Annotated in this window: 1 protein-coding gene; it reads left to right on the top strand. The window is 44.0% G+C overall.

What is annotated here, in order from left to right:
• Nucleotides 1–354: 354 nt before the first annotated feature.
• Entirely contained in the window at nucleotides 355–1,203 is an 849-nt protein-coding gene (locus A9Y75_RS25765) for a photosystem I biogenesis protein BtpA (protein ID WP_071192725.1), read from the top strand.
• The last annotated feature ends 22 nt before the right edge of the window (nucleotides 1,204–1,225 follow it).

Genomic DNA, 1,225 nt, shown 5'->3' with positions numbered 1-1,225 from the left:
GGTCTTGGGGGTTTCCCCCATGAGCGACTGGCGTTCGCGCCAGCGTGCCGGAGGCATCACCCGTAAGGGTGTAAACCTGGTTGAGCAAGTTTTGACGGTGAATGTAGAATCCCCGTTTCTTTAGACCGGGGAGTGTCAAAAAATATGCAAGCTGTAAGCATCCCAATGACAAGGGGTTAAAATTTAATAGACTTTTTGTAGAAGTCTGGAAAAGGAGAAGGTGCGTCAGAACGTATTATTGTACGTATAATAAACTCATAAAAATTATACGTAAAGTAATGCTATGTACCCAATTATTCTTGTCTTTAGTCAAAAAATTCTCAACTCTGGACAATGCCTTAGCAAATTAAAGACGTGGACTTATATCAGTTATTCAAAACTCAAACCCCAATCATTGGCGTAGTTCACTTGCTACCCCTGCCTACCTCACCTCGTTGGGGAGGTAGCCTGAAAGCGGTGATTGACCGTGCAGAACAAGAAGCAACAGCCCTGGCCAGTGGAGGGGTAGACGGCATAATTGTAGAAAATTTTTTCGACGCACCGTTTACCAAAAACCAAGTTGATCCAGCAGTTGTGAGTGCCATGACTGTAGTGGTACAACGAATACAGAATTTAGTGACTTTGCCTATAGGTTTAAATGTTTTGCGGAATGATGGCAAAAGTGCCATAGCGATCGCTAGTTGTGTCAAAGCTCAATTTATCCGCGTCAACGTTCTCACGGGTGTGATGGCTACTGACCAAGGATTAATAGAGGGAGAAGCCCATCAATTACTCCGCTATCGGCGAGAGCTAGGATCAGATGTGAAAATCTTTGCTGATGTGTTGGTTAAACACGCCCGTCCTTTAAGTTCTCCTAATCTGACGGTGGCGGTGAAAGACACGATTGAACGAGGGTTGGCCGATGCCGTAATTTTATCTGGTTGGGCAACTGGTAGTCCTCCTAACTTAGAAGATTTAGAATTGGCTTGTGGGGCTGCTGCTGGTACACCAGTATTTATTGGTAGTGGAGCTAATTGGGAAAATATTGATACCCTAATGCAGGCAGCAAATGGTGTAATTGTTTCCAGTTCTCTCAAACGTCACGGAAGAATTGAGCAACCCATTGACCCAATTCGCGTCAGTCAGTTTGTAGAAGCTGCTCATCGCAGTTGGAACTCCAAAGGTGAAACTAAATCCATTCCTTCAGTGAAATTACATTCGTAATTCGTAATTCGTAATTCGTAAT

The organism is Trichormus sp. NMC-1 (assembly GCF_001858025.1).
In the GTDB taxonomy this organism is placed as follows: Bacteria; Cyanobacteriota; Cyanobacteriia; order Cyanobacteriales; family Nostocaceae; genus Anabaena.
The sequence above is the reverse complement of the archived record's forward strand: the minus strand, read 5'-3'. Positions and strand labels throughout refer to the sequence as shown.